The following is a 22,271-nucleotide window of genomic DNA, read 5'->3' as shown; positions in this document are numbered from 1 at the left end:
GTGACTGTGTTATGACCGAAATCCTTGAGCTTCAATGAGGCCCCGGCGGGAAGCCGGGGAATGCCGTTGCCAGCTTAGCCCCGTCAAGGTTGAGGCTTAGCTTCAATGAGGCCCCGGCGGGAAGCCGGGGAATGCGCCTGGCGCCGATAGCAGTTAAGTATTTCAGTACCGAGCTTCAATGAGGCCCCGGCGGGAAGCCGGGGAATGCTCCTTGCGTAGCTCGACCAGTTCAGCCGGGAAACCGTGCTTCAATGAGGCCCCGGCGGGAAGCCGGGGAATGCGGCAAATTGGCTGGGTCCGGAGCCATCCACGAACGGCTTCAATGAGGCCCCGGCGGGAAGCCGGGGAATGCCCGCCGATTACATCCAGGCGAAGAAGAAAAAATACTTGCTTCAATGAGGCCCCGGCGGGAAGCCGGGGAATGCGGCATTTTTAAATACCGAAGGCACTACGATATGAGTGGCTTCAATGAGGCCCCGGCGGGAAGCCGGGGAATGCAGCGATGGCTGGAAATTGGCTGGTTTTCCGGCATAAGCTTCAATGAGGCCCCGGCGGGAAGCCGGGGAATGCGTTCGACATGGCCGGCTACGTGCAATCACTCAAGGTAGCTTCAATGAGGCCCCGGCGGGAAGCCGGGGAATGCGGTCGTTTGGGATTTTATAACCACGGGATTGATGATCGCTTCAATGAGGCCCCGGCGGGAAGCCGGGGAATGCCGCAATTTAAGCACGGCTCAACACTTCTCAAAATCGCTTCAATGAGGCCCCGGCGGGAAGCCGGGGAATGCATCTGTGAATGTTCACATCTGTGAATGTTCACAAATAGCTTCAATGAGGCCCCGGCGGGAAGCCGGGGAATGCACCCGAAGACTCACCATAATTTGACTTACGCATAACTGCTTCAATGAGGCCCCGGCGGGAAGCCGGGGAATGCCGGCCTCAAGATGTACATGCTGACTCTGACTGTGAAGCTTCAATGAGGCCCCGGCGGGAAGCCGGGGAATGCCCGACGGCCTCTTGCTTGCGAGGCGGCGGGAGCCAGGCTTCAATGAGGCCCCGGCGGGAAGCCGGGGAATGCCGAATATGTGGCGTCCTGTGAGCACGTCTCGCAGTCGCTTCAATGAGGCCCCGGCGGGAAGCCGGGGAATGCATAAGCTTGGCGGCAGAGGTTCAAGGGGGTTTCGATGCTTCAATGAGGCCCCGGCGGGAAGCCGGGGAATGCAGCGCGGGCTGGAGGCCTTGATTGGCGCGGCCTGCGCGGGCCGTTTGCGAGAGCTGTAGGGCAACGCGTACCAAGCGTACCCAAAAAACGCCCTACCAAACAAACGTTTTTTATAACATCCTGATTTTTAAAGAGCTTACTCGGAGCGAGCACTGCCCGGGTTTTACGCGCCACTACAGCGCTCGCAAAGCGGCGGCGGAAAATCCGCATCAGACGATCACCGGCTGCCGTTCCACCACGTCGAAATCCTTGCCCAAACTGACCACCGACGGTTTCACCGTTTCCGCCGGCCCAACATTAATGATCAGAATATGGTCGTCGCTATGGTGAATAATGCCATCCAGCAGCGCGATTAATTCCGCATGGCGCTTGCGGCTGAGCCGGCATTGGAACACCGACAGTTGCAACCAATCGCCGTAACCTTTCATCAGCCGAAACACCCGCCGCCAGCGTTTGGTATCGCTGATGTCGTAAGTGACAATATACAGGTGTTCTAGGGCAGCCATCAGCGGGTGGTGAAGTTGGGATATTCCGGCAATTCGCCGAGCAAATAGCGGCCGAACAAGCGCGCCTGAATCTCGAACACCTGCCGATAATTGGCCTTGTAGCCGAAGATGGGATGGGTTACTTCCTGGCTTAAGCGGCGTTCGAAGGCGGTGATGAAGCGCTTGCGGCCGCCCTCGTTCAGGGCCACGCTGCCGGCAGCACAGATAAAGTCGGTGGGCCGCACCTCGCCGTTATTGATGACTTGCAATACCGTGGAGTCGGCGATGATGGGCCGAAACGGTTCCATCAAATCCAGCGCCAGCGCGGGCCGGCCGTAACGCGGCTGGTGATAAAAGCCGCGATACGGGTCCAAACCAACCGCGCTCAGATTCATCGTCCAAGTGCGTACCAGCATGGCATAAGCAAACGACAGCAAGGCGTTGACGGGATCGGTGGGAGGCCGGCGATTGCGGGTGTTAAAGTCGAAGCTCATCTGTTTGCTGTCGTCCGGCTTTTTGATCAATTTATCGAACGCGCCGAAATACAAGGCCGCCGCCGCACCTTCTATACCCAACAATTGTGCTAAATCCAGCGCGCGCTGCGATTTATCGGCCAGGGATTTCAGCGGTTCCAACAACGTTTCCACCGGCTCGTCAGCGCGCCAATTGCGGCGGGCCTGGGTTCGGCAATTTTGGATTTTGGCGCGCACCAGGTTGCGGGCAATTGCCAGGCAGGTTTTGTCGTCGAAACTGGCTTTGTACTGGGCGGTGCGCAACTCGACATTCTTATGGCCAGTGCCGATGGTGTGGCCGACAAACCAGCCACCGTAACTGTGCCAACTGACCGGAATCTCGCGCTTCATCAAGTCTTGCAAACACGGTGTGGTGATGTACACGTTGCCCATTACCACCACTTGCGAGGTGTCCACCAGCCGCGCGGTCTGGACTTTTTCGTCGTCGATGCTGATTTCCAGCTCCTCACCCTTCTTGCCGATCTTGGCCTTCCAGGCCTGCACGTAAACCGGCAAGGCCTCGTCGCGCATCACCGCCAACGGCCGAGGTTCGAGGTCCGCGTGACGCAGGTAATTGACTTCGTCCGGCAAACAAATACCCACCAGCGAGCAGCCCGAACATTTAGGACTGTCCTGCAAGGGTTCCGGAATATGGCCGCCGGCGGCGATCAAGCGCAGACCGTTGATGGCATTGGCGGTGAGTTGCTTCAATTCTTCGTCGAAAGCCACCCGCACTCGCTCGCGGCTTTGCACAAAATACAAGGCGCCCTCCTCGCAGACATAACCGTGTTCTTGCAACACCATGCCCTGCACGCAAAGCTGCACTCGCTCCGGATCGTAAGCGCCGCGCGCCACGTGCGGACGCTTGCCGCGCTTGTAATCGACGGGTGTCACCACGCCGTCCTCGGCTTCGATCAAATCCAGCTTGGCGATCAGGCCCAAACGGTTGGAGGACAAGGTAATCGAGCGGCCATGCAGTTTCTCTGCGTCGTCCAGTTCGTCGGCTTCCGGAAAACTTTTGGACGGTTTGTCCACCCGGCGATGGGCGTGGTCGCCTTCCACGGTATCGGCCGACGCCGCCCATTCGCCCTGCACCCATTCCAGATAGGCCAGACGCGGGCAGTACTGGTATTCGTTAATCATCCGCGCCGGCAATAAAGGCATGTCGCCGGATAGTTCCGGGAAAGGCAGCGGTAGTTCTAGTTGAATGGGCGGGCGTTCGTTGTCGGTCATTTTGTATTACAATTTGTCATCATTATTGCATTACCTGGAGTCCGCCATGCCCGCCATCAGCCTGCGTTTACCCGACGATGTGGAGGCCAACCTCAAAGCCGAAGCCCAATTGGAAGGCAAAAGCCAATCGGAAATAGCCAGACTAGCGATCACCGAATACCTGGCCCGCCGCGAACGCGAGCGGTTTATGGCGGAAATGGTGGCCGCGGCGCGCGCCTTGGCCAACGATCCGCAAGCCAGGACGGAAGCGCTGCAAATTGCCGCGGATTTCGACGCGGTGGACGATGGTCTCGACCGAATAATTGCTGATGAACGCGCCGCCGGCATCGATCCCGACGAAAAATGGTGGGAATGATGAAGCGCGGTGAGGTGTGGACCGCCAATCTGAACCCCAACAAAGGCGCCGAAATCGGCAAAATCAGGCCTGTGTTGGTGTTGCAGGACGATACGATCATTACCGGCGGCCTGCCTACGATTGTGGTGGTGCCGCTGACCAGCCAGTTTCGGCCTAATCTGGCGCCGTTGCGGATACCGATTGCGCCGCAAGGCCGGCTGAAAGCCGCCAGTTACGTCATGGCCGAACAACTGCGTGCCATCGACCGCTCCCGCTTCGGCGAAGGCCCCCTCGCCACCGTCACCGCCGAGGAACTGGCGGCGGTGGAGAAGAGTTTGCGCGGGGTGATGGGGTTGTGGTGAGCCATTATTCATTGGCTTTCACCGGAGCAAACAGACCCAAACCAAAATGGCAGCCAAAGCCCAACGCCAGCGGTCCGGAAACGGGTTCGGCGAACGTCAGTTGCCAGAACGAACCTCGGGTATCCGGTTGCACTAGCCCCCTTTTGCTTCGAAAGCGGTGAAAGTCAATCGGGCGAAGTTCGCGGCCGTGCGGTTTTATGGTCGGTAATAGCCGGATTTCCGTCGGTTCGGCCAACAGGCGTTCCCGACATTCCCGGCGAATCTGTGCCGATGCATCGAAGTCTTTTTTGCAATGCCACGGGTGTAGATACGGCGTTTGTGACCACCTAACACTGGCGGACTGAACGATGGGCGAGACGTTTTCGAAATCTTCACGCGGGCCGATATGCTCCAGCATTAAACGCCATTCCTGGCCGTCAAAGCCTTTGACCGTTTTTAACGCGCCGAAAACCCGGTGCATGTCGTCGTTAATACCGCCTGGGACATGAATCAGTACGTGATCGAGCAGGCCGTTCGAGTTGGCTTGCGGCAGGTAAAAGGCGTGACAGTGGCGGTTATCGGCATTCAAGCCATGCCCGGACAACAAAGGCGGAATCGCGGTTTCGCCCAATGTCCACTTGGCTTTACCCATCACCGCGCGGCGCACGTGCTCGGCAAATCTGATGGTATCCAATTCGCGCATCAGCGGCTTGCCGTAAACGGCGTAACGCACCGTGTCGGCGGACGAGCTTGGTATAGGTTTGGCGCGGCTGGCAACGCTGTTTTTCAATGCTTGAATCGGGCGCTGATAGAGAATTTTTTGCGCGGCCGGCGGCGCGCTCCAGCCGGCGTTTTGCAAGTCGGCGGTGTCCAGACCTACCGCCTCCAACCAACTGATCGGCAGGGTTTTCTTGATGCTTTTCAATTCCGACGTTTTCAACTTACGCAAGGCTAAGCCGGACTGCATTTGCTGCTGGAAATTGGCGTAGGTATCGGGCGTAAGCGGTGCGAACAACTGCACCGGTTCGGTCTGAATCCCGCCGGTTTCCTGATCGATTTGGGTGCTTCCCGGAAAACAGTTTAGTTCTCCGTTCCAATCACCGAGGCGTTTTGCCTCTACCCAGGACTCGGCGCGTCCGACATAGCCGATGCAGTTTAAAAGCTCGTCCAGTAATGCGGTTTGTGCCTCGTCCAGTTGGCATTCGGGCCAGTGCACGATCAGCGCTTCAGTTGGATCGATGCGGGCAAAGGCGTCAAAAATCAACGTGGATTTTTGGCGATTGGGCATGTAGTGCCGGGTATGGCTGTGTACCGCTGTCGGCAGCCGGTAATGCGGCGGTTCGTCCGCCAACAATCCGAGCAAGCTTGTGAACAAAATCTCAGGGTAAAGCTGATGGTCGAGTTTGCGGTGCCAAGTGGCAATCAAGGCGCGGGTCAAGCGCCATGGGTCGGGCGGCCAAGCCACATCAGCTTCGTTGACGTGGCGGCCCCACGGCGTGGCGTGGTAACGCCCGCCCGGAAAGCTGAGCGATAGCGTAAGCATGGCTTATTCCTCGCTTTCGGTTTCTGCCTTAGCTTTTTTGGCTTTGCCTTTTTCCCAGGTGACCGTGGTAATGCGCGGCTCGGCAAAACGGTTTTCGGCGGCAACGGCGGCAATCAACCCCGGTAACGCGGCTTCCAGGGTATTACGTTCGGGCAATTCCCAGGCGGTGGGACGGGTAACGGTCAGTTTTTTGACATCCAAATCGCAGGCGGTGCGCAAGCGCAAACCGAAGTCCAGAACCGCGCGGATTTTGTAGAGCGCCAAGGCGATCAGCAATTGCTCCACCGCGTCGCCCAAGCCGAAGCCGCGTATTTGCGCCAGATCGATGTTGAAGTAAGCGGTGATTTTGGGTGCGGTGTAGTCGCTGCGCGAATAAGGAACGTTGCCGAAACCTTTGGCGGTATCGCCGGACGGGTTTACGTGGTCGTTTTTGACGCCGCCGCTTTGCGCCAAATTGACGTCTTCCGCTTCGATGAACGAAGACACGACGCGCGGCAACCGTAACCGGCCGCCGGCCAATTCTTTTTTCGCAAGAAACAAGCCGTGGAGTAAAGCGTTTGAGTCGTATCTCAGAACGACCGCAGCAAGTTTTTTGAGATCTACGGCTCCCTCGTCCATATCTGCCAATTCGGCTTTCAATTGATCAAAGACTGTTTGGTCTTTACCCTCAAGGACGTATGCCGAGTTTAGGCGGTGGGCTTCCTGTACTGTGTTAGTTAAAGGTTTCCCTTGATTATCGATCACCTTAATCAAGGGCAAGCCCTTTAAAGCATCAACCCAATCGTCGTTCGGCGCATCCCAGCAAACGGTCTCCATTCGGTTAGCCATACTCTGCGCCGATTCCACCAGCAGCAGTCGATTACCGTTGGGACCATCGTAAACGGCGGCGCCCAAGTCCGGAAAACCGGTGGGCTGAAAACGCGCGCCTTGCAGCGGTTGCAATTCGGCCTCGATCAACAGCCTCGGGGCGGTGTGCAGATCGGAAAAGTCGATACTCATGGTTTATCTCCTGGTAACAAAATAAAAATATGCAATTCCCTGGTTACCACGCGCTGCGTGGTAACCAGAATGCACCGCGCTGCGGTGCCTAGGCTGACCGCAGCGCGGTCAAGCCCGGTATTCCAACGCGGCGCGTTGGAACAAGGAACATCTGAGGTAAATATCATTGGGTCGGTTCGGCTTGCTGTTCTGTCGCTTTTTCACCGGCTCCAAGCGTCAGCAACAGACTTTTCAGTTGCCCGGATGCGAGCGGAAAAGCCAATGCAGCCAACAAACGCGGCCCATCAATTCCAACTGCTCTTGGCGCTTGCTGCGGGAAATGCGGCAAACCGACGCCGACCTGGCGCAACTTGGCCCAAGCCCAATCGACGGCCTTTTGCGTTTGATTGGCGGCCAGCCAGGACAATAATTCTCCGCGTAGCGGTAAGTGGGCGTCTTCCGTCAGGAAACCGATTCTGACCAATTCGCGATCCGGCACGAAAAACGGCTTGAGCAAGGCATAGGCAGCGGGCAATGCGGCATGCAGAGTTGTCGGTGTTTGAAGCCCGCTTGAGTTGAATTCCTTGAGCAACGCCAAGCCTTGCGCCAATTCACTAACCCGCCGATCATCCACCGCGCCAGCCAAAAATGCGGCTATATCGGCTTGATTTGCACCGACACCATAGGCAAAGGGTTTGTCCTTATGTGAAAGCCGTTGTGCCGCCAGCCAGCGGCAACGCAGGGTTTCGTTAAGATTTTGCGTCAGAGAACCTTCGCCCCAAACGGCCAGCCGCGATTCGTTGTCCCAGATATAGCGTTTCTTGTCGAGTTTGATTCCGGCAAAATGCAGGCGCATAGGTAAGCCGGCAGACGCCTCGACAACCGATTCGGTAGAGCTTTCGTACCCTGCGGATTTTGCTGATCCGCCGCCAACGGCTTTTAAACCGGCCAAAGCGCAGGCCAAACGAAACTCCGAGCTGGCATCGTCGCTGGCGACCAACCATTGCGAGCTTAATAAAGGTATTGGTTGGTGAATGTCTTCTTTCGCTTTCGGGCTGATGCCGACGGCACTTTGAATTTTACCGAGTAACATCAAAATGTCTTGGCAAACCCGCCGATCTGCGCCGCGCGTGAGGTCAAACAAACGGTTTTCCAGTTGATGCGCCAAGGCGGCCAAGCGTGCCGAAGCTTTGTCACTGCGGGCAAAACGGCGCAAACTGTCCAAAAAGCGGTTGCGTTCCAAATCGTAAATCAATTCTGCCGATGGGTTGGAGCGCGTTGCAATCCGGCTTATCGGGGTTGCCAGATACGATTTACCGGAACGCATCATGAACCCGTAGCGCTGAAATTCGGTAATGCCACGATCCACGCCCAAGGATGCCACCGCGCGCGCGAAGTCCAAGCCATCTTTGGCCGGTCTTCTGCCCACGGTGGCCCGGCCTTCTTGAAACAAGCAGTTCAACTCGTTTAGACCTGTCGCTTGGTACCACACAGGCAACCAGATTTCGTCATGCGAATCCACTTCGTCGTTTTGGTTGCCCGCACCACTACCACCGCCGGCCATCCGTACGGTGAAGGGGTAACTCAAGCTACCGTTTTTATCCTGCTGCAAGCGCCTGGTCGTATTGGCGGCAAACAACAACGCCCCTTCCAGCATCAGCACAAAGTCCCAAGGATTTATTAGCGATTTGGCCTCGAATCCCGCAGTCGCATTCGGGCCACCCGCATTGCCGGGGAAAAATTGTCCAATGGCGGCGTCTTTGTGCATCTGTGGCGAGGCATCGGCAAATATCGAGTTTGATAGCCAAGCTTCGCTCAATGCTGTCGCTTGGCCGGTTAGAGGGTCGAACAACTGCAGTTGCCGCTGCATGAAATTGTTGGTGAAGTCCAAGTTGCCGTCATTGCCACCGGTTCCGAGCAATGGCGGAAAAAAGGTTTTATCGGTGCCGATCAGCAAAACGGCGTCCAACCAACTAAGAAAAACATCGGGAAAGGTATTTCGGAAAATCTGCAGAATCAGGTCTTTGGCTTCTGCTTTCGGTGCTTCCTGGCAAGCGTATTTTGTTAGCAGTGAGCGAATTTGTTTTAGTACATCCCGATAAACAGCAAAACGGTCGCATTCACTATCGATAAAGGCTTTAACCGTTCGATTAGCTTCTGTCTCCTGATCTCGCACGCCGGTTTTTAATTTTTTTCCGGTTTCCGGATCGACTGCGCTGGTCTTGCCTTCCTGAAAGTAAAAACCGCTCCCGCCATTCCAAGGCGCGGTAATCGGCGTAGGTCGATATTCATCCAGAAAAAACCGCAACAGGCTTTCTTTATCCAAACTGCTTTGCAACACAAACGCCTCGTCCCGCCAGCAGCCTTTGGCATTCGGGTCTTTCTGCTCCGCCACCAAACGCAATATGCCCAGCGCCTTCAAGTAATGGGCCAGCGGCACAGGTGCGCAGCCTTTTAATTCGATTTCGTGGCTCATTGCGGATTCTCCGTACCGTCTTGTTGTTCGGCTTCCGAGGCTCGCCAGTCGGCGATGCGGACCAGGGTTTCGTACCAGGCCAGCTCGAATGGGCCGTGTTCGCGCAATAGGGTCTGCGTTCGGGTGGTCCAGGATGGTCCCATCACTTCGGTTTCGCCCAGTTGCATCAATTCCAGCCGCAACTCGGTGGCCGGCATGATTTGGTCGAGGACGGCAACTTCCGGCAAACAGTCGCCTTGGTAAACGCCACGGGCATAGAGAATATGCGGCTTGTCCTTGGGCGGCTTTTCGTCGGGCATCGCTCGCAGGCTTAAGCGCACTTTGCCGTGGTGGGCGACAATCAAATAAGCAATCAGGTCGCGTTGCGGGTGTTCGGCATTATTCAGCAGCCAAGCCAGCATTGAGGCCAGTTCGTGACGGAAATATCGGCGTTGGTGATTGGCGTTTGCCGCGGATTTGGCCCAAAGCTTTTCATCGCTCAGCCGGTCATCTTGCAGCATGGTGTGTTGAAATACTTTGTGCGATTTACCCACGTCATGCCAAGCAGCAGCGGTAACTACCGCATGTTTTCCGCTTGCTTGCGCATGAACCTGATCTAGCAAGTGTTGAGCATGTTCGAAAACGTGGCGCAAATGAGCGGGCAGTTCTATCGCTTTGGTTTTACGGCTATCTTGGTCGCCGGTATAACTTTCGTCGGTTTGCGTCGTTTCCAGCAGCGTAATCGGCACCGCTTGTTTTTTAGTGGGATCGAAACCTGATTCCAGATCGTAGCCGCCGTACCGAGCAGGTAGGAGTAGGGTCATGCCGGGAAACGGTTGATCGATTTTTTTCCAGATTTTTGCCAAGCCGTCCCAAACGAAAGCGGCTCGCTCCTTGTCCTTGAAATAGTCTTTGATCTGCCCCATCGACACCGGACAAAGCTCGCTATGCAAGGGTTGCGGTTCGTCCGGTTGCGGCTTTTCGATGTCGCGCCAAAACACCCGCAGTTGCGGCATGCCTTGGTCTCGGATGAATTGGGAAATGTCGGTGTCGAAGCCGCTCAGGTCGGCATCGGTGTTGAACAAATCCAGAAAATCTTTTTTGCGCAGGACGGGATGAATCGCCTGTTCCGTGGTCACTTTCGGCAGTTCGGACGGCGCGGCGCTCTCCAGACTCAACAAATGGCTGCGGCTAAGTTCAAAATCCTCGGGCGCGTAAGGCAAGGTATCGTCTTCGATGTCGATCCAGAAAATATCCGCGCCACCGGCTTCGTTATATTCGCCGTAACGGTTGCAGCGGCCGAAGCGTTGCACCAGCGACGACCACGGCGCAATCTCGGTAAACAAGGTCTTGCTGGAAATATCCACCCCGGCTTCGATGGCCTGGGTGGCGATGATGATGCGCCCCGCTTCCGGTGCCGCTTGCTGTAAACGCTGGTTGAGTTGCCGCCGCTCTTGCAGCCGGAATCGGGCATGAACCAACAATAATTCCGCCGCCGGCTTTTGCTTTTTCAATTGCGCATATAACTGTTGGGCGCGTTCAACCCGATTGACGATCACCAAGCTGTTCGTCCCTACTTGATGCTGTTGGCTCACCAGTTCGCTGAGTTGCGCGACGTAGTTTTTTTTGGTTTCGGTGCTTAGTAAGCATGCCGCTTTGGATAGGCGCTTTATCGCTTTGACGCGCTGCTGTACTGTTGGCAAGGCTTGTTCCGTTTCACTCAAGGCCAAGCTGCTTGTCTTTGGCAAATACTCGGAAAAATCTACCGTGTTCAACCAATTGCGATTTAAGGTGGCGGAAACCCAGAGGCTTTTCGTAATGACACTGGTTGTCAGCGTACGCCGGAAGGCTTCAACTTGCGCGCTGGTCGATAAGCCCGCACCCATCAGTTGCACTTCGTCGAACACCCACAATGCATCGTTATGCAGCAAGGCAAAATGCACCGGCCATTGGTAACGGCTAACGCCGTAGCCGCGCATCAAGGCGCGCGACAACAGCATGTCCTGGGTACCGATTAGAATGGTGTCTTTTTCCGGTTGCATCACCCAGGATTGGCCATCTTCACCGCCCATCAAAATGTGTACATTGACTTGGTGTCGCAGATTCAAGCGTTCTAACCAGGACTCGATGTTGGCTTGGGTTTGCTCAACCAATACCCGCATCGGCAAACAATACACCAAGCGGCGCGGCGTGTCGGCATCATGCGCGACTTGGCGCTTATAAAGCCACGCCAGCATGATTGCGGCGGTTTTGCCGAGGCCGGTCGGAATTTCCAGGAAATCCGGCCAAGCAGCTTGGGCCAGGGTTTGTTGATACGGAAAAGGTTCCGCTAACAATGTTGCTTGTCTGAAAAATGCGCTGTAGTTGCTCATGGCAAACCTTTTGAATCAGGATAAACGTTTTCTAACATGGCTCGGTCTCAAAAGCCGATACCGGAATTTTTTTACAAATATTTTTCAAATCATCGGTAAAGCGCCAGCAGTTTCTCCGCCTCTTGCCTGACCAACTCCCGCAAAAACCCCGGCTCTACTACCTCCACCTCCGCGCCGTATTTCAAAATATCCATCAGCAGTTCTTCGTGGCGGTTGAAGGGGATACGCAGTTGGTAGCGGCCGTCGGTTAGCCACTCGGATTCTTGTTGGCTGTGCCAGGTTTCGTCGGCAACCCAGCGGCCGGCTTTGGCGGAGAAATTGAGGACGGCGGTGTGTTTGGGTGTACCGGAGAAAATGCCGTAGGAGGAGCCGAAGTGTTGTTGCAATACATCCAGGTCCAGCAGTTGCGCGGCTTCGCCGCTGTCAGTTGCGGACTTGATCCTGTCCAGTGCAAAGGTGCGCGGTTCGTTGCGTTGGTGGCAGTAGGCGTCCAAGTACCAGTTGTCTTTGTACAAAACCAGGTTTTGCGGCGATACCGGTCTTTCGCTGCTTTGATCGTCGCTGCGGGCGTGGTAATGGATGAGTAGCCGGTGTTGATTGAATAAGGCTTGGACCAAGGTCAGAAACAAGTCGTCGTTGCGGCTGCGGTAGGCTTGGCTGAGGATTTTGATGCGGTCCAATTGCGGGGTTTTGACGCCCGGCGAGCGGTCCAGCAATTTCTGCAAATGGTCGCGGAGTTGGCCGATTTCATTTTGCAATAATCCCGGCGCCAGACTGCCGAGCAGGTGTTGGCAGGCAATCAAGGCTTGCAGCTCTTCGGCGGTGAGCCGGATGCCGGGTAGTTCGAATGGATAGCGCGGGTCGTCGCGGTCGTAGTAGTAGCCGCCGGCGCTGCGGTCGCAGACTAGCGGGGCGTTCAGGCGGTCGCGCAGATCGGCTATCACGCGCTGGCGGGTGGCTTTAGAGCATTCCAGTGCTTGTTCTATTTCCGGTCCCGAGATCGGCGTGCGCCGGCTTTTCAGCAAGCCATGGAGTTTGATGATTTTATCGAGGTGTTGCATGCAGAAATCTCTATCCCTGATGATTTGTCGCTAACAGCTTAGACCAGTTTCCCAAGCATGACCGGGCTGACCTTTGCGGGCCGGACTGAGTTTGCCAAAACCGATAAAGCCAACCGCATGATGACACGTTTACCCGCTAAACTTTGCAAGGTGATGACTAGGGTACTTCCCTTCTCTCTCAATACGATGCCTTGTCTTACCAACCTTGCTTGAGACATACAAAAACTGCCATTGCCCTTTGGATAAAGCTGGCGATAATGGGCTCAACAAAGCTTTAACCTTACTTTACGCTCCTGACGCCAGCCCACTTGCAGCTGAATACTTGTTAAAACTGCAGTCTATGACCGATTGAAACCATGGAAAACTCGACTTTATTGAACCGTTCGAAAAAAACCTCAATACCGGAGCATTCGGTACTTTTACCGATGATGCAGTTGATTTGGCGGCCGCTGGCGACGCTGGCCCGAATTCATAAGCAATACGGCGTGCTGGTGTTGGGACGGCTGTTGGGCAGAAAAATTCTGTTCGTCTGCGACCCGGAATATATAGAGCAGATTTTCAATCTGGAGGGCAAAGGCCAGTTGAACCGTAATTTTCTCTATGACGCCAAGAAATCGCTGTTCGGTAACGGCTTGGTCAATAGCGAAAGCCAGGTTTGGAGTAAACAGCGCCGCTTGATGCAGCCTTTGTTTACCAAGGAGGCGGTTAAAAATTATGAGTTGATCATGGTCGACGAAGCGGCCGCGATGGCGGACGTGTTAAAAAGGGCGGCGTCCGGCCAAGTTGATTTAAGCGCGGAGATAAAGCGGCTGATTCAGCGGATTTTTATCCGCATCCTGCTCGGCAAGTCCGTGGATCGGCTAAGCAACGGCGCGGAGCTGATCAAGGTGATCGAAATCATCTGTCAGGAGTTGCCGGTACAGTTGGGCAGCGAAATTGTCCTTGGCCGCCGTTTGAAACGTTTCATCCCGCTAAAATCAAAGCGTTATCTCGCCGCCGTGAACTATCTGCAAACCTTTATCGGTGGGGAAATTGCGCAGACGCGGACGAATCCGAGACAAAGTCTGATATCGCAGTTAATGCAATCCAGCGACCGGAGCACCGGTTACACAATGCCCGACAATTTGCTGCAAGACGAAGCAGTCAATCTGTTCTTCGCCGGTCAGGAAACCACCATCAATACCTTGGTGTGGTTTTTTTATTTAACCGGCAGGCACCCGGAGGTACGCGACAAGATCGCCGCCGAAATCCGCAGCTTGCCGAACGAAACCTTAAGCTCCGCGCACTTGGACCAGCTTAGTTATACCAAAGCCGCATTGTACGAAACCCTGCGCCTGTATCCGCCCACATCGGCGCTGTCCACGCAAACCGTTCAGGACATAGAGCTGGGCGATTACGCGATTCCCGCCGGCACCATCGTGTTATTGAGCATGCACACCACCCACCATAGCGCTAGGCTTTGGGACTGCCCGGACGCGTTTAATCCCGACAGATTTCTGGAAACCGCGACGCCCGGCGGACACAAGTACGCCTTTTTCCCGTTCGGCGGCGGTTTGCATAATTGCATAGGGCGTCATTTTGCCGAGCTGGAAATGCTGTTGGTCATAGCCAGTTTTTTCAAGGCATTTACGTTTGAAACCGATATTTCCGTCAAAGAAGCATTCAGCGTTACGCTGAAACCGGACCGTCCGGTTGTTGGCAGAGTGGAACCAATTGGTTAAGCTTACGGTCTGCGCTGACGGTCATAGCTAGTCGGCGCCGCGCGGGCCGACTAGACGGCCTTTTTACGTAACAGGGAGCGTCATGAAACAGACCATTAGTTTTGTCACACTAGGCGTAGCCGATTTGGCTAGAAGCCGACGTTTTTATAAGGCACTGGGTTGGCAAGAGTCGTCCGGCAGCCAGCAGGAAGTGGCATTCTTTCAGGTGGGGAGCCTGGCATTTGCGCTGTATGGCCGGGAAGCATTAGCAGACGATGCGATGGTATCGGCCGATGGCTCAGGTTTTCCCGGATTTTCGCTGGCCCACAACGTCGCATCGGCAGAAGAGGTTGACGCGACCTTGCTTGAAGCGGTTTCGGCCGGGGGCAAGCTGGTTCGTCCTGGCGAAAAAGCGACTTGGGGCGGCTTCAGGGGTTATTTTTCCGACCCCGACGGCTTTCTTTGGGAAGTTTGTTTCAATCCTTTTTTTCCGCTCGACCAACACGGTTTTGTGCAACTGCCAAACTAAACCAAGATTCCAATAACCCGCCTTGCACTGCCGTTATATCAGTTGCTCGGGCGTTATTGAGCAAAAACTGCAACCATTCATATTCAATAGTGGCCGATAAGGCCGGATAATCACATCAAAATGAAATTTAGAGTTTTTCTGCAAAGACTATCTCATCCTCGCGTTAGAAGACGATTAAAAATTGGCCTGTCCGTTTGGGGCGTGGCTATTGTCATTAGCCTAGTTTTTAAACTGGCTTACGATATTGGTTATTTTAAAGCCCAATCGTTAATAAACGATAAAAATACCGCAACACCTAATACCACCCAAATACTAACCATGGAATCGGCTCAGCGCATAGTATCCGGGGCTCTAAAAGAAGATCCTGATTATCCAAAGACCATTGTGACTCAGGTTATTGATAACAACCAAAAGCTGGCGACTATTATTGTCGAAAATAATAAGCAAAGAAAAATAGGCTGGATTATTGAAATGCGCTTATTTTTTACCGGCGATTTATTCAACGACAATGGTTACAACTTAACTGAGTCTATTGAGCATCAGCATAATATTAGTAGAGGCGAAAACTGATTATTAATCCAGCCATGGCCAGTATCGCCGCTCCCGCGCAGACGGAAGCACAGTGGCTATACCGGGTTCGCGGCGCGGTCCAAAGGCCAATGCCGTTCGTGGTGAGCCTGTCGAACCATGAGCGGCTTAATCATTCACCCCTCGACAAGCTCAGGGCGAACGGTTAAGCCTTAATTTAACGGCATTGGTCCAAAGGCTCCGGGCTTCAAAGTCCTGGTTAATACATTTGCGCAAAGACCGATTATCCAAGCCGCTAAACAGGCTGTTGAGAGCCGCCTGACAAACTGCTACCATCGGCGGACGATATATTTTTTGACGTATCTCAGCGCGATATTCCCTTTGCTTCCAAACAAAATCTGACCGGATTTAAGGACATAAACATGCCGATTATTGCATACCAATCCCTTAACTCCAATTCCAGTTCTGAGCACGGTATCAGCGCCTCCAATTCTCAGTATTTCACGAGAATGACACATGAGCATATGGCGCAAAATTCGGCCCCTTGGAATCTGGTTCTGCCGACCGCGCCCGATATTTCGCCGGACATTCCGGTACAAGGTCCGGCCGAACTGCGCGCGACAGCGTCGTCCGGATATATGGATAAAGGCCAACACAGCAACGACAGTTTTTCGAGTATGGTTGCCAATAAGGTCCGGCAAATTTACCAAAACCTGATACGCGCTTTCGGCGGCGCTGATTTACTGGTGTGCGGCGAACTGGACAGCAGCCATTCGGACTGGACATCCCTGCATAGCAACGCCGGGCAATTGATTCATACATCCTCGCCTGCCAAGGCTTGTAATTGCTTTAGCGTCCATTCCACTAAAAGTGCGGCCAACAAGTTTCTGGGCGAAGGCGACGGTTGGCTGGCGATAGCGTGTTACAACATCATCGTGGTATTCGTACACGTGCCAAATTCCATCGCCAAAGATGAAAATAGCCTGATGAGCTATTACCAAAAAATTAACAGCGTGGTGATTCAAGCCGGACTAGGGCCGATTGACGTGGTAATGGGCGATACGAATCAGCCGACCAACGACTTTACTGCCAGAGTGCTTAGCCGGGCGTTGGGCATCAAATTTAGCGACGCCCACCCCGGTGACAGCATAAACCCCTTCGACTCGCATCAACGCAGCTTTGAAGGCACTAACAGCACGGCCACTAAAAAATACGACGTAGCCGTTTATAACACCACTAGCCTAAAACTGGCGGAAGTGGTCTACCTCTCGCAATCAACGCCGGTGAGCGGTGGCGGCAGATATACAGCGGCTGTTACCGATCACATGGGTATTGGTTTAAGGATAGAAAAATAATCGGTATTTCCTGTATTTACATCGCGGACAGCTTTCTAGCGTTGCTACCTAGCCGCGCAAATGTCCATCCCCATACGCCACCCACTTGTAGGTGGTGAGCTCATCCGGCCCGACCGGGCCGCGCACGTGCAGTTTATCGGTACTGATACCCACCACCGATCCCAAACCGTAATCCCCGCCGCCCGACAACCTTGTAGACGCGTTGATCATCACCGACGCGGAATCCACCTGCTCTTCAAACTGCCGAGCCAAGCTAAGGCTTTGCGTGACGATGCCGTCGGTATGGCCGGAACCGTAGTGGTTGATATGGTCTATGGCTTGTTGAATGCCGTCCACGACCTTCACCGACAGAATGGGCGCCAGGTATTCGCTATGCCAGTCTTCTTCCGTCGCAGGGACAACACCGGGCAACAGCTTTTGGGTTTGTTCGCAGCCGCGCAGTTCGATGCGATTTTCGGCAAATGCGGTATGCAGCAGTGGCAACAACTGTGCGGCGCATGCGCTGTCCACCAGCAAGGTTTCCAGCGCGTTACAAACCTGCACGCTTTGGCATTTGGAATTGACTGCCAAGGCAACGGCTTGCTCAGGGTCGGCATCGGCGGCCAGATACAGGTGGCAAATGCCGTCGTAATGCTTGATGACCGGAATCCGCGTGCCTTCGGCGATGCGCTTGATCAAGCCTTTGCCGCCGCGCGGAATCAATACGTCGATGTATTCATCCATTTTCAGCAGCTCGCCCACCACTTCGTGGCCGGGCGTGCGAATGATTTGTATCGCATGTTCCGGCAGACCGGCAGCAAGCGCACCAGCTATCATCGCATCGGTCAGTATCGCGTTGGTTTGTATGGCTTCCGAGCCGCCGCGCAGGATCACCGCATTGCCGCTTTTGATGCACACCCCGGCGGCGTCGGTGGTAACGTTGGGGCGCGATTCGTAAATAATGCCGATCACGCCCAGCGGCACCGATTTTTTGTAAACCCGCAGCCCGGCCGGATTGGTATGGCCGGTCAGTATCCGATTCAACGGGTCCGGCAATTGCGCCACTTTTTTCAGGCGCGACAACATGTAATCAAAGGTTTTGTCGTCTATTGTCAGCCGCTTGACCATCGCCTCCGACTGACCTTCGTCGCGGGCTTTGACGATTTCCTGGGCGTTGACTTCCAACACCTGCTGCCTGACCGACTCCAGCGCCTCGGCCATTTTGGCCAGTGCCCGATTGCGCGCCGATTCGGAGGCTGATGCTAATTGGCGCGAGGCGGCGCGGCTTTGTTGAGCGATTACTTGGACGGAGTTGGTAGTCATGGTTTTCAGGATGATGGTTTTTAGTTTATGAAAAGTGCCAGTGCGAAGGAACACGGTCAAACATTTACGATGTTGTTGCGTTCAACAAATCGCAATTTGTGTGTTTTATTCCGTTGAGTTTGTATTTCTTTAGTTTCCAGAGCCTTACGGCGGGTTCGTGAGAGGATTGCATAGGACACTGAAATCAACGTGATAATGCTCATCATGCCTGACCCAAGGTCTCTTGGTAGAAAAAACCAACGCCTCGCTCAAGCCTTTAGCCTCAGTAGCCTTGAATAGTTGTTTCTGTAGCTCATTATCGAAAATCACACGCCAGATCTTTACACCATGCCTATCAGCCGAAGCTTTTAACGCCCAAAGATGCTGGGCCATCGCACCATAATCAATTTTTAGGCCATCGTACTCACCAGCGCCAACGAATTCGATGCCGTAGCCTAGCTTGTTTAAAACAGATGTCGGAAGTTTTACTGAACTACCTTCGGCGTCCAATACAGGAACAAAGAAATCGACAGACAAGCCGTTCTGATGCGTTTTATGCGGCTTAAACTTACCGCCTTCTCTAAAGCCTGTCTCCCCATAAACATAAACCTTTGACCGCGCCTTTGTTTCAAGCATTGAATAGGCATCTACCACCACTTCATAAACCTTGCTGTGCACATAGTTTCGACCGGTCATTACGCCAACATAGCTGTATCCAGAATAATTTTCTCCACTGGAAGGAAGTTGCCAGCCATTTTCGAGACGTCCGTTATCCGGGCTACCGAAACAACGACTCTGTTCAACTGCATTAGCAGTTTTAAAAAATAGCAAAAGCGCTAACAGGCTTAATCTAAAAGTGTTTTTCATTTGCTGACAAGTGATGAAATGTCGTCTTCATATCGTACGACTGTCCGTTGCCCCAAAACAATACCGGATACCTGCCCCCTCATCCAAAACCACTTTAAAAGCCAAATGCTTTATCATTGGGCCAGGACACGTACGGAACCCGCATAATTACAATGAACAACACTCCGCAACCCACCGCCAAATCGTTGATTTCTCCCGTTATTTTATTCGCCGCCACCCTGTTCATCAGCGCCACGTTGATGTTTGTGCTGCAACCGATGTTCGGCAAGCTGTTACTGCCATTGTTGGGCGGTACGCCGGCGGTGTGGAATACCTGCATGGTGTTTTACCAAACCCTGTTGTTTCTGGGCTATTTGTATGCGCATTGGCTGAGTTCGCGGCTGGGCAGTCAACGGCAGATTCAGATTCATACCGCGTTGCTGGTGTTCAGCGTGATTGCGCTGCCGGTAGCGCTACCGGAAAATGCCGCGCCGCCCACCGACGGCGATCCGACTTTATGGCTGGTCTGGACTTTGTTTCTGGCTATCGGCCTGCCGTTCTTCGTGGTCTCCACTACCGCGCCGCTACTGCAGAAATGGTTTTCGCATAGTGGCCACCATAGCAGCGACGATCCTTATTATTTGTACGCAGCCAGCAATGCCGGCAGCCTGTTGGCTTTATTAAGCTACCCGTTTTTGATCGAACCGAATCTGGGCTTGGCGAACCAAAGACTAATTTGGAGTGGCGGCTATATCGGTCTGTGTGCGTTGATTTTAGTGTGCGCGATCAGCTTCTGGCGCAGCCAGGCCGACAAGGAAGACGACGAAGTGTTAAGCGATGCCGGCATCGAACCGCCTTCGACACTGCAACAATTACACTGGCTGGCGCTGGCTTTCGTGCCATCCAGCTTGTTGCTGGGCTTGACCCAATTCATCAGCACCGACATCGCCGCCGTGCCCTTGCTGTGGATCGTGCCGCTGACACTGTATTTGCTGACCTTCATCCTGGTCTTCAGCACCTGGGCCGACCGGATCAGGCCGTGGATGTTGGCCGCGCAGCCGGCGGTATTGACGGTATTCATCGCTTATTCCTTCATCAATCCCGCCACCTTGCCCTACTGGCTGGATTTGATTCTGCACTTGCTGGCCTTCTTCCTGGCGGTGATGGTGTGCCACGGCGAACTGGCTAAAAGCCGGCCGCATCCGCACTATCTGACCCGCTTTTATCTGGTGATGTCTTTCGCCGGGATGCTGGGCGGTTTGTTCAATACTTTCGTCGCGCCGTTTATCTTTAACGCGGTGTACGAATATCCGATCATGATCGTCGCCGCCTTGCTGCTGCGCCCCGGTTTTTTCAATGGCCGTTGGTTTTTGCAGCCGATATTCCCGGTGTTGGTTTTAATCACCGGCCTGACGGTTTATTTCACTACCCAGCAGTTGTTCGATTATCTGGACTTGATCGGCGGCGCGCTGATTCTGTTGGCCGGCGTGAGTTATTCGCTACGGCATAGCCCCATCGGTTTGGGCGCGTTGACCGGGGTAATTTTGCTGTTCACGCTGGGCCTGCACAGCATGGCCTCCAACACCCTTTACCAGGAACGCAGTTTCTTCGGCGTAATGTCGGTCCGCGATACCGTCATCCCCGATGAAAACCAACGGCCGGAAACTGTCCGCGAGTTGTACCACGGCACCACCAAACACGGCGCGCAGCGCCTGACCGCCGCCAACGTCACCACACCATTAACCTATTACAGCCGCCCCGGCCCCATCGGCCAATTGTTTGCGGAGTTTGACGGCGAAAGCCAGCATTGGCACATTGGCGCCGTAGGCTTGGGTGCCGGCGCACTGGCCTGCTACGCAAAAGAAGGCCAATTGTGGAAATTCTATGAAATCGACCCGCTGGTGGTGGAGGTCGCGCAAAACCCGGCGTGGTTTACCTATCTGAGCCGCTGCAACAAGCACGCAGAAATGGTGGTCGGCGATGCCCGACAGTCGTTGCTAAAAGAAGCTGACGGCAGCTTCGATTTACTGATTATGGACGCCTTCAGTTCAGACGCGGTGCCTACGCATTTGCTGACACGCGAGGCATTGCAGCTATACTTTAGTAAGCTGAAAGACAACGGTTTGTTGGCTTTTCATATCACCAACCGCCATCTGGCCTTGAAAAAAGTCATGGCCGACCATGTCAACCAATTGCATTTGGCAGCCTTGTTGCAGGAATTTAAACCGGAAACCGATGTCCCTCTGGTCATCGCTACCGACTGGGTGGTGATGGCAAAACAGCCCGAGCGCCTGCAACGCTTGCAGCAAAGCCGGCTCGGGCATTGGCAGAAACTGCCGCTGACGTTCGGTCTGCAGCCTTGGACCGACGACTTCACTCATATTATTGGCATTTGGAAATAGGATAGGACATGCTCATTACGGACCTTGCCCAGCGTTGCGGCGCCACCGCCCAGGGCGGCGACTCGACCACTTTTATTAATTCTGCGGCCGACATCATGTCAGCCGCCCCCCATCAAGTCACCGTGCTTAGCGACGGTAAATACAAAAAATATTTGAAAGACTCCAAGGCTTCGGCCTGCTTTATCGCCGAACAACTGGTTGATGGCGAGATTCCGGAAAATCTGACCTTGTTGGTCTGCAAAGACCCGGAAATCAGCTTTTTAAACGCGGTAAAACTTCTGCATCCGGAACCGGTTTTTAAACGCCAGGTGTCCGAGCACGCGGTTTTGGCTGAAACATCGACTTTGGGTTTTGACGTACACGTCGGGCCATTTGCTAGCGTGGGTCAACAAAGCAGCATCGGCGACAGCAGCACAATCGAAGCCGGCGCCCGTATCGGCAATCATGTGATGGTAGGCAAGCACTGCCATATTCACCCCAACGCGGTGATCTACGACCACAGCATCATCGGCAACAACGTGATCATCCATGCCGGCGCGGTGATCGGGGCCGACGGCTTTGGCTATAAATTCCGGGACAACCAACACGTGAAAGTACCGCACGTCGGTCATGTGGAAATTGCCGACAACGTCGAAATCGGCGCCAATACCTGTATCGATCGCGGCGCGCTGGGCGCTACCAAAATCGGCTGGGGCAGCAAGATCGACAATCTGGTGCAACTGGGGCATAACAATATCGTTGGCCGGAATGTGATTATCTGCGGCCAGTCCGGCATCTCCGGCTCTTGCACCATCGAAGACGGTGCGATTCTGGCGGGTAGCACCGGTGTGGCAGACCACGTCAAAATCGGTGCGCGGGCAGTCGTGATGGCCCGCAGCGGCATTTCCGGCGACATCGACCCCGGCGCGCAAGTGTTCGGCAGCCCGGCCAAGGATCGCAAAGTGGCCTGGAAGGAGTTGGCGGCACTGGCCAAATTGCCGGAGCTGATGCAAAAATTTAAGGCGCTGGAAGCGCGGGTGCTCAAACTGGAAGAGTAAGCAGGTTTGTAGGGGCACTTTGCATCGCCCAAAGCGAATCAACTCGCCCGTACAACTT

General features: G+C 54.4%; 17 protein-coding genes and 1 CRISPR repeat array (1 of these 18 running past the window's edge). Of the genes, 8 read left to right on the top strand and 9 right to left on the bottom strand.

The genetic code is table 11. The features are described from left to right. Positions 1–1,221: a CRISPR direct-repeat array (repeat unit 36 nt; unit sequence GCTTCAATGAGGCCCCGGCGGGAAGCCGGGGAATGC) (it extends 191 nt beyond the left edge of the window). A 209-nt stretch (positions 1,222–1,430) separates the two neighbouring features. Together cas2 and cas4g/cas1g are read right to left on the bottom strand one after the other, a co-directional pair. Further along, positions 1,431–1,727: a CRISPR-associated endonuclease Cas2 gene (gene cas2, locus EBB_RS08335; protein ID WP_054761773.1), complete on the bottom strand. Its 297-nt coding sequence runs from the start codon at positions 1,725–1,727 to the stop codon at positions 1,431–1,433. After that, a complete protein-coding gene (cas4g/cas1g, locus tag EBB_RS08330; protein ID WP_192393277.1) occupies positions 1,727–3,451 on the bottom strand; it encodes a CRISPR-associated endonuclease Cas4g/Cas1g in 1,725 nt (574 codons plus the stop codon). The genes cas2 and cas4g/cas1g overlap by 1 nt, the downstream gene beginning before the upstream one ends. A gap of 46 nt (positions 3,452–3,497) precedes the next feature. Between cas4g/cas1g and EBB_RS08325 the strand changes: the two genes are divergently transcribed. Together EBB_RS08325 and EBB_RS08320 are read left to right on the top strand one after the other, a co-directional pair. Continuing rightward, positions 3,498–3,806 (top strand): ribbon-helix-helix protein, CopG family, encoded by a 309-nt coding sequence (locus EBB_RS08325; RefSeq protein WP_192393276.1) that lies wholly within the window; start codon positions 3,498–3,500, stop codon positions 3,804–3,806. Then, a complete protein-coding gene (locus EBB_RS08320; RefSeq protein WP_223146814.1) occupies positions 3,803–4,147 on the top strand; it encodes a type II toxin-antitoxin system PemK/MazF family toxin in 345 nt (114 codons plus the stop codon). The genes EBB_RS08325 and EBB_RS08320 overlap by 4 nt, the downstream gene beginning before the upstream one ends. Before the next feature lie 4 nt (positions 4,148–4,151). Here the strand turns inward: EBB_RS08320 and csb2 are convergent, their stop codons facing one another. The 5 genes from csb2 to EBB_RS08295 form a co-directional block, all read right to left on the bottom strand. After that, a complete protein-coding gene (gene csb2 / locus EBB_RS08315) occupies positions 4,152–5,669 on the bottom strand; it encodes a type I-G CRISPR-associated protein Csb2 (protein ID WP_192393274.1) in 1,518 nt (505 codons plus the stop codon). A 3-nt stretch (positions 5,670–5,672) separates the two neighbouring features. Next, positions 5,673–6,668, bottom strand: a complete 996-nt coding sequence (gene cas7g, locus EBB_RS08310) for a type I-G CRISPR-associated RAMP protein Csb1/Cas7g (protein WP_192393273.1) — start codon at positions 6,666–6,668, stop codon at positions 5,673–5,675. Positions 6,669–6,831: 163 nt separating this feature from the next. Then, the gene (gene cas8g1 / locus EBB_RS08305) at positions 6,832–9,123 is read right to left on the bottom strand and encodes a type I-G CRISPR-associated protein Cas8g1/Csx17 (protein WP_192393272.1); all 2,292 of its coding nucleotides are present in this window, start codon (positions 9,121–9,123) and stop codon (positions 6,832–6,834) included. Further along, the gene (gene cas3g, locus EBB_RS08300; protein ID WP_192393271.1) at positions 9,120–11,474 is read right to left on the bottom strand and encodes a type I-G CRISPR-associated helicase/endonuclease Cas3g; all 2,355 of its coding nucleotides are present in this window, start codon (positions 11,472–11,474) and stop codon (positions 9,120–9,122) included. Before cas3g ends, cas8g1 begins: the two co-directional genes overlap by 4 nt. A gap of 89 nt (positions 11,475–11,563) precedes the next feature. Beyond that, positions 11,564–12,535: a helix-turn-helix transcriptional regulator gene (locus tag EBB_RS08295; RefSeq protein WP_192393270.1), complete on the bottom strand. Its 972-nt coding sequence runs from the start codon at positions 12,533–12,535 to the stop codon at positions 11,564–11,566. A 356-nt stretch (positions 12,536–12,891) separates the two neighbouring features. Here EBB_RS08295 and EBB_RS08290 point away from each other — a divergent pair, with 356 nt between their 5' ends. From EBB_RS08290 to EBB_RS08275, 4 genes are all read left to right on the top strand, one after another. Further along, positions 12,892–14,256: a cytochrome P450 gene (locus tag EBB_RS08290; RefSeq protein WP_192393269.1), complete on the top strand. Its 1,365-nt coding sequence runs from the start codon at positions 12,892–12,894 to the stop codon at positions 14,254–14,256. An 82-nt stretch (positions 14,257–14,338) separates the two neighbouring features. Next, positions 14,339–14,764 (top strand): VOC family protein, encoded by a 426-nt coding sequence (locus EBB_RS08285; protein WP_192393268.1) that lies wholly within the window; start codon positions 14,339–14,341, stop codon positions 14,762–14,764. A gap of 120 nt (positions 14,765–14,884) precedes the next feature. Next, entirely contained in the window at positions 14,885–15,334 is a 450-nt protein-coding gene (locus tag EBB_RS08280) for a hypothetical protein (RefSeq protein ID WP_192393267.1), read from the top strand. A gap of 380 nt (positions 15,335–15,714) precedes the next feature. Further along, positions 15,715–16,647, top strand: coding sequence for a hypothetical protein (locus EBB_RS08275; RefSeq protein WP_225587278.1), 933 nt, complete (start codon positions 15,715–15,717; stop codon positions 16,645–16,647). Positions 16,648–16,695: 48 nt separating this feature from the next. On the opposite strand, the gene EBB_RS08270 is transcribed toward EBB_RS08275, so the two are convergent. Continuing rightward, positions 16,696–17,949 (bottom strand): glutamate-5-semialdehyde dehydrogenase, encoded by a 1,254-nt coding sequence (locus EBB_RS08270; RefSeq protein WP_192393266.1) that lies wholly within the window; start codon positions 17,947–17,949, stop codon positions 16,696–16,698. Between the two features lie 144 nt (positions 17,950–18,093). Further along, positions 18,094–18,795, bottom strand: a complete 702-nt coding sequence (locus EBB_RS08265) for a penicillin-insensitive murein endopeptidase (RefSeq protein ID WP_192393265.1) — start codon at positions 18,793–18,795, stop codon at positions 18,094–18,096. A 152-nt stretch (positions 18,796–18,947) separates the two neighbouring features. Between EBB_RS08265 and EBB_RS08260 the strand changes: the two genes are divergently transcribed. Next, positions 18,948–21,176: a fused MFS/spermidine synthase gene (locus EBB_RS08260; protein WP_192393264.1), complete on the top strand. Its 2,229-nt coding sequence runs from the start codon at positions 18,948–18,950 to the stop codon at positions 21,174–21,176. 8 nt (positions 21,177–21,184) lie between these two features. Continuing rightward, positions 21,185–22,213, top strand: a complete 1,029-nt coding sequence (lpxD, locus tag EBB_RS08255) for a UDP-3-O-(3-hydroxymyristoyl)glucosamine N-acyltransferase (protein WP_192393263.1) — start codon at positions 21,185–21,187, stop codon at positions 22,211–22,213. Positions 22,214–22,271 lie beyond the last annotated feature (58 nt).

Source organism: Methylomonas fluvii, from assembly GCF_014850975.1.
GTDB lineage: Bacteria > Pseudomonadota > Gammaproteobacteria > Methylococcales > Methylomonadaceae > Methylomonas > Methylomonas fluvii.
Note: the sequence above shows the minus strand (reverse complement) of the source record. Positions and strands in the feature narration are given on the sequence as shown.

Coding starts and splice junctions, on each gene's coding strand:
- csb2 (WP_192393274.1), bottom strand. CDS start 5,669: ATGCTTACGCTATCGCTCAGCTTTCCGGGCGGGCGTTACCACGCCACG.
- lpxD (WP_192393263.1), top strand. CDS start 21,185: ATGCTCATTACGGACCTTGCCCAGCGTTGCGGCGCCACCGCCCAGGGC.
- EBB_RS08280 (WP_192393267.1), top strand. CDS start 14,885: ATGAAATTTAGAGTTTTTCTGCAAAGACTATCTCATCCTCGCGTTAGA.
- cas4g/cas1g (WP_192393277.1), bottom strand. CDS start 3,451: ATGACCGACAACGAACGCCCGCCCATTCAACTAGAACTACCGCTGCCT.
- EBB_RS08325 (WP_192393276.1), top strand. CDS start 3,498: ATGCCCGCCATCAGCCTGCGTTTACCCGACGATGTGGAGGCCAACCTC.
- EBB_RS08260 (WP_192393264.1), top strand. CDS start 18,948: ATGAACAACACTCCGCAACCCACCGCCAAATCGTTGATTTCTCCCGTT.
- EBB_RS08290 (WP_192393269.1), top strand. CDS start 12,892: ATGGAAAACTCGACTTTATTGAACCGTTCGAAAAAAACCTCAATACCG.
- EBB_RS08265 (WP_192393265.1), bottom strand. CDS start 18,795: ATGAAAAACACTTTTAGATTAAGCCTGTTAGCGCTTTTGCTATTTTTT.
- cas3g (WP_192393271.1), bottom strand. CDS start 11,474: ATGAGCAACTACAGCGCATTTTTCAGACAAGCAACATTGTTAGCGGAA.
- cas2 (WP_054761773.1), bottom strand. CDS start 1,727: ATGGCTGCCCTAGAACACCTGTATATTGTCACTTACGACATCAGCGAT.
- EBB_RS08285 (WP_192393268.1), top strand. CDS start 14,339: ATGAAACAGACCATTAGTTTTGTCACACTAGGCGTAGCCGATTTGGCT.
- cas8g1 (WP_192393272.1), bottom strand. CDS start 9,123: ATGAGCCACGAAATCGAATTAAAAGGCTGCGCACCTGTGCCGCTGGCC.
- EBB_RS08270 (WP_192393266.1), bottom strand. CDS start 17,949: ATGACTACCAACTCCGTCCAAGTAATCGCTCAACAAAGCCGCGCCGCC.
- EBB_RS08295 (WP_192393270.1), bottom strand. CDS start 12,535: ATGCAACACCTCGATAAAATCATCAAACTCCATGGCTTGCTGAAAAGC.
- EBB_RS08275 (WP_225587278.1), top strand. CDS start 15,715: ATGCCGATTATTGCATACCAATCCCTTAACTCCAATTCCAGTTCTGAG.
- cas7g (WP_192393273.1), bottom strand. CDS start 6,668: ATGAGTATCGACTTTTCCGATCTGCACACCGCCCCGAGGCTGTTGATC.
- EBB_RS08320 (WP_223146814.1), top strand. CDS start 3,803: ATGATGAAGCGCGGTGAGGTGTGGACCGCCAATCTGAACCCCAACAAA.